This window comes from Lentiprolixibacter sp., from assembly GCF_982873095.1.
Window position 1 is genome coordinate 1 of record NZ_CEYNTP010000215.1, and the last position, 4,912, is coordinate 4,912.

The following is a 4,912-nucleotide window of genomic DNA, read 5'->3' on the forward strand; positions in this document are numbered from 1 at the left end:
ACAAAGTGGTAATTTGTGGTAATTTGTGGTAATAATTTCTATATATTTGAGTTTAAATAACGAACCAAACCGGTTTCCGTGATCAGTTTCATAGGAACATATGAATGTAAAGCCGATGCTAAAGGGCGGGTAATGATACCTGTAACCCTCAAGAATCAGATGGCCCCCCTGCTCGCTCAGGGCTTCGTCATCAAGCGCTCCGTATTTCATCCCTGTTTAGAACTGTATCCCATGGACGAGTGGAATCTGCTCATGCAGAAAATGAACAAAAAGAACCGGTTCAAGAAAAAGAACAACGATTTCATCAGGCGGTTTTCTGCCGGGGTAAAGCCAGTGGAAATTGATTCTACAGGCAGGTTATTGATACCTAAGAACCTGGTCGCTATCGCGGGAATAAAGAAGGAAGTAGTGTTGAGTTCGGCAATCAACATTATTGAAATCTGGGACAAGGAGAATTACGAGCAGGTGCTCGATGATACCGCAGAAAATTTTGCCGAGCTGGCAGAGGAGGTTATGGGTGATGATGTCGAAGACCTATCATAACCCGGTCCTTTTAAAGGAGTCCGTAGATGGCCTGCAGGTTAAGGAAGATGGAATCTATGTAGATGTAACGTTCGGGGGTGGCGGACACTCCCGTGAGATTCTGGAAAGATTAGGAGAAGAGGGGCAGCTGATCGCTTTTGATCAGGATGAGGACGCCCTTCAAAATACCATTGATGACCCTCGTTTTCGTCTTATAAATGAAAACTTCAGGTTTATCAAGCAGTTTTTAAAGTTCTATGGCATACTAAAAGTTGACGGCATCCTGGCAGATTTTGGGGTATCCTCCCATCAGTTTGATCAGGCAGACCGTGGGTTTTCCACCCGATTTGATGCGGCACTCGATATGCGGATGAGCCGGCAGAACCAACTGTCGGCTTATAACGTGGTCAACACCTATTCCCGGGAAGATCTGGCAAGAATATTTTCCCGCTACGGCGAACTTAGGCGGGCATGGGAAATAGCCGGGACCATCGTGGAGCAAAGAGCATCCAGGCCCATAGCCACCACAAATGAATTGAAGGTGGTGCTGCAGCGTTTTTTGCCCAGGCATCGGGAACAAAAGGTTTTGGCTCAGATCTATCAGGCGATACGTATCGAGGTCAATGAAGAGATCAAGGTGATTGAGGAGTTCCTCCTGCAGACACCGGACCTGTTAAAACCAGGTGGCAGGCTTTCTATAATCAGCTACCATTCCCTTGAAGACCGCTTGGTTAAGCGCTTTATCCGGGAAGGGAAGTTTGAAGGGGAAGCCGAAAAGGACCTCTATGGACATGTGAAGGTTCCTTTTAAGAAAGTGGGGAAATTGATAGTACCGTCAGCCGAGGAAATTGCCAGAAATAGCAGGGCACGGAGTGCCAGGCTTAGAATAGCAGAACGGATATAAGGAAAATATAATAAGGACAAGGAAATGAGAAAAGGGGTAGTGGATCTATTGAAAGGAAAGTTTTTGGTAAGCGGGGACGCTCCCAAGAACTGGCTTTTTATCATCTATGCCTCTTTCCTGGCTACAATAATGATTGCTGCTGCGCATAGTGCTGATCGTAAAGTACATCGCCTGGCAGCCCTAAACGAAGAAGTTCGTGAGCTGAGGAGCGAATTTGTGGACATGCGCTCTGACGTGCAACGACTAAAACTGGAATCTACGATCAGGGAAGTGGTCATGAAAGACAGCCTGTACCCTTCGGAAACCCCTCCAAAAAAAATCAAAGTAAAAGCGGTTACAAAGTAAATGGCAATCACCCCCAAAAATATAATGACCCGACTCTATATCGTGGCCGCCTGCCTCTTTTTGTTCGCAGCCGCCGTGGTATTTAAGCTGGTGAGTATACAGATGGTGCAGGGTGATAAGTACAAGGCATTGGCCATGCAGCGCACCGAAAAAATGTTTACCATCGCCCCCAACCGAGGGAACCTCTATTCTGATGATGGCAGCCTCCTGGCGACCTCTGTTACCAAATATACCATACGTTTTGACGCAGTAACCGTTAGCCAGCGGGATTTTGAAACCCTGGTACAGCCCTTGTCTGAGGCCTTGGGTAAGCAATTCGGTAAATCCCCTTCCCACTATGAAAAAGTGCTGCGCAAAGCCAGGATCAATAAAAACCGCTATGCCCTGATTGCGCGTAACATCGAATATTCAGACTATATCAAGGTAAAGACCTTTCCGCTTTTTAAGCAGGGGCCCTACAAGGGAGGCTTGATTGTGGAACAGCGGACCGTACGGGAACATCCCCTGGGTAAAATTGCAGAACGCAGCGTGGGTTATGAGCGCTTTGACGAGAACGGTTATGCTACCCGGGTGGGCCTGGAAGGGGCTTTTGGAAACTACCTAAGAGGTATCGAAGGGAAAAGGCTAAAGCAGAAAATAGCCAAAGGGCAGTGGAAACCCATTGGGCTGGATAATATCGTAGAACCTAAGGATGGGTACGATGTGATCTCTACCATCAATATCAACATTCAGGACATCGCCCACCATGCCCTGCTTTCACAACTTGAGAAATACAAGGCGGAACACGGTTGTGTTATCGTAATGGAAACCAATACCGGGGAGATCAAAGCCATCTCCAACCTCGGCAGGACTGAAGACGGGAAGTACTATGAACGTTTGAATTACGCCATAGGTGAATCCCATGAGCCCGGTTCCACTTTTAAACTCATGTCCCTGGTGGCTGCACTGGAAGACGGTAAGGTAGATACCAGTACGGTAATCGATACCGAAAAAGGACGGTGGCGGATTTACGACCGCACGGTGCGGGATTCCAAACACGGGGGGTATGGAAAAATTTCTGTGGCACGGGCCTTTGAAGTGTCTTCAAACACAGCCTTTGCCAAAATGATCCACGAGAACTACAAAACCGAACCGGATCGGTTTGTCAACCTCCTCATGGATATGGGCTTGCACAATGAACTGAACATGCCGATCAAGGGCGAAGGTAAGCCGGTGATTCGGCAGCCCGGAGACAAAGGCTGGTCGGGCGTGTCCCTGGCCTGGATGTCCCATGGCTATGAGGTGGCACTGACACCACTGCAGACCCTTGCCTTTTACAATGCGATTGCCAATGGAGGGGAACTCCTGAGGCCCAGACTGATCAAGGAAGTACGGGAGTGGAACAAGACCATCCACCATTTTGACAAGAAAGTGATCCATCCTGCCATTGCCTCTAAGGAGACGGTGAAGCAGGTACAACAATTGTTAAAGAATGTGGTTGAGAAGAAACACGGAACGGGCCACAGGCTGTATTCTCCTGATTTCTCCATGTCCGGTAAAACGGGGACTGCCCAAAAGAATTACGTGGCAAAGGATCCTGATAAACTGGGATACATTTCCACCTTTGCCGGATATTTTCCAGCGGATAACCCTAAATATTCCTGTATTGTGGTCATCCATGAACCTGATAAAAGCGTGGGGTATTACGGTGCAGATGTATCTGGTCCGGTGTTCAAATCCATCGCTCATAAAATTTACTCCAATAACCCAATTATAGACGAAGTGCGCAGCCTGCAACCTGAGAATCAGGAATTGGAGGAAGACTACCAGCGCTATTATGCAGAAGCGCAGCGGGAACATCAGTATGTGCCTAATGTAAAGGGAATGAGCGGTATGGATGCCATTTCCATACTCGAGAACCTGGGTCTGGAAGTTGAGGTTAAGGGAAATGGCAAAGTGAAAAAACAATCCATTTCACAGGGAACTACGCTTGAAAAAGGAAAGAAAATCGTGCTGGAACTCTCATGAAGTTATTGAAGGACATACTCTACGGTGTTAGCATAGCGGCGGTAAATGGTACCACCGAAACCCGTTTTAATGCCCTGCATTTTGATTCGCGACAAGTAGCCCTTGATGACGCCTTTGTAGCTATCAGGGGCACTCAGACCGATGGTCACCAATATATAGCCAAGGCAATAGAACAAGGCTGTAACGCAGTGATCTGTGAGGAGTTCCCGAAAGAGCTGGTCAATGAGGTCACCTATGTTAAGGTGAATGATTCTCAGGCAGCCCTTGCGATAATGGCGTCTAACTATTACGACAATCCCTCGCGAAACCTGAAACTGGTGGGGGTGACCGGGACCAATGGCAAAACCACGGTTACCAGTTTGTTATACCAGTTGTTCCGAAAAGCAGGGTACAAAGTTGGCCTGATTTCCACCATTAAGGTCATGGTGGATGAAACCGAGTACACCACCAGCCATACCACCCCGGATGCCTTAACTATAAACAAGCACCTTCATCTGATGAATGAAGCCGGGGTTGAGTTTTGTTTTATGGAAGTGAGTTCCCATGGCATTGCCCAGAAACGGTCGCTGGGCCTGGTGTTCGAAGGGGCGATATTCACCAATTTGTCGCACGACCATCTGGATTATCACAAAACCTTTGCGGAATATCGGGACACAAAGAAAAAATTATTTGATGGCCTTTCCGTAAAAGCCTTTGCCCTGACCAACCTGGACGATAAAAATGGCATGTATATGTTGCAGAATACCCCGGCCAGGAAATTTACCTACGCCCTGAAAAGTTTTGGGGATTACCGGGCGCAGCTGCTGGAGAATCAGTTCAGCGGACAGCTGTTAAAGATTGAAGATAGCGAGTTGTGGACCAAACTCATCGGGGAGTTTAATGCTTACAATATCCTCGCCATTTATGCGACAGCCGACTTATTGGGGCTGGAAAGAATGGAATTACTGCGGCTGTTAAGCGAATTGGAAAATGTGGACGGGCGCTTCCAATATTACATTTCAAAACAAAAAATAACCGCGATAGTTGATTATGCCCATACGCCGGACGCCTTAAAAAACGTATTGAACACAATCAATGCGTTGAGGACTGGAAATGAAAACGTCATCACCGTAGTGGGGTGTGGTGGTGATCGTG

General features: G+C 47.5%; 5 protein-coding genes. All 5 read left to right on the forward strand.

Annotation, left to right across the window (positions count from 1 at the left end):
* The first annotated feature begins 78 nt into the window (after positions 1–78).
* Positions 79–543 carry a division/cell wall cluster transcriptional repressor MraZ gene (gene mraZ / locus AC4E7D_RS11665; protein ID WP_490173968.1) on the forward strand — a complete coding sequence of 155 codons (465 nt, stop codon included), beginning with the start codon at positions 79–81 and terminating at the stop codon, positions 541–543.
* The gene (gene rsmH, locus AC4E7D_RS11670) at positions 521–1,426 is read left to right on the forward strand and encodes a 16S rRNA (cytosine(1402)-N(4))-methyltransferase RsmH (protein WP_490173969.1); all 906 of its coding nucleotides are present in this window, start codon (positions 521–523) and stop codon (positions 1,424–1,426) included. The genes mraZ and rsmH overlap by 23 nt, the downstream gene beginning before the upstream one ends.
* A gap of 24 nt (positions 1,427–1,450) precedes the next feature.
* A complete protein-coding gene (locus AC4E7D_RS11675) occupies positions 1,451–1,771 on the forward strand; it encodes an FtsL-like putative cell division protein (protein ID WP_490173970.1) in 321 nt (106 codons plus the stop codon).
* Positions 1,772–3,778 carry a penicillin-binding protein gene (locus AC4E7D_RS11680; protein ID WP_490173971.1) on the forward strand — a complete coding sequence of 669 codons (2,007 nt, stop codon included), beginning with the start codon at positions 1,772–1,774 and terminating at the stop codon, positions 3,776–3,778.
* The coding region (locus tag AC4E7D_RS11685) for a UDP-N-acetylmuramoyl-L-alanyl-D-glutamate--2,6-diaminopimelate ligase (RefSeq protein WP_490173972.1) at positions 3,775–4,912 on the forward strand (1,138 nt) is incomplete at its 3' end. The genes AC4E7D_RS11680 and AC4E7D_RS11685, both read left to right, overlap by 4 nt.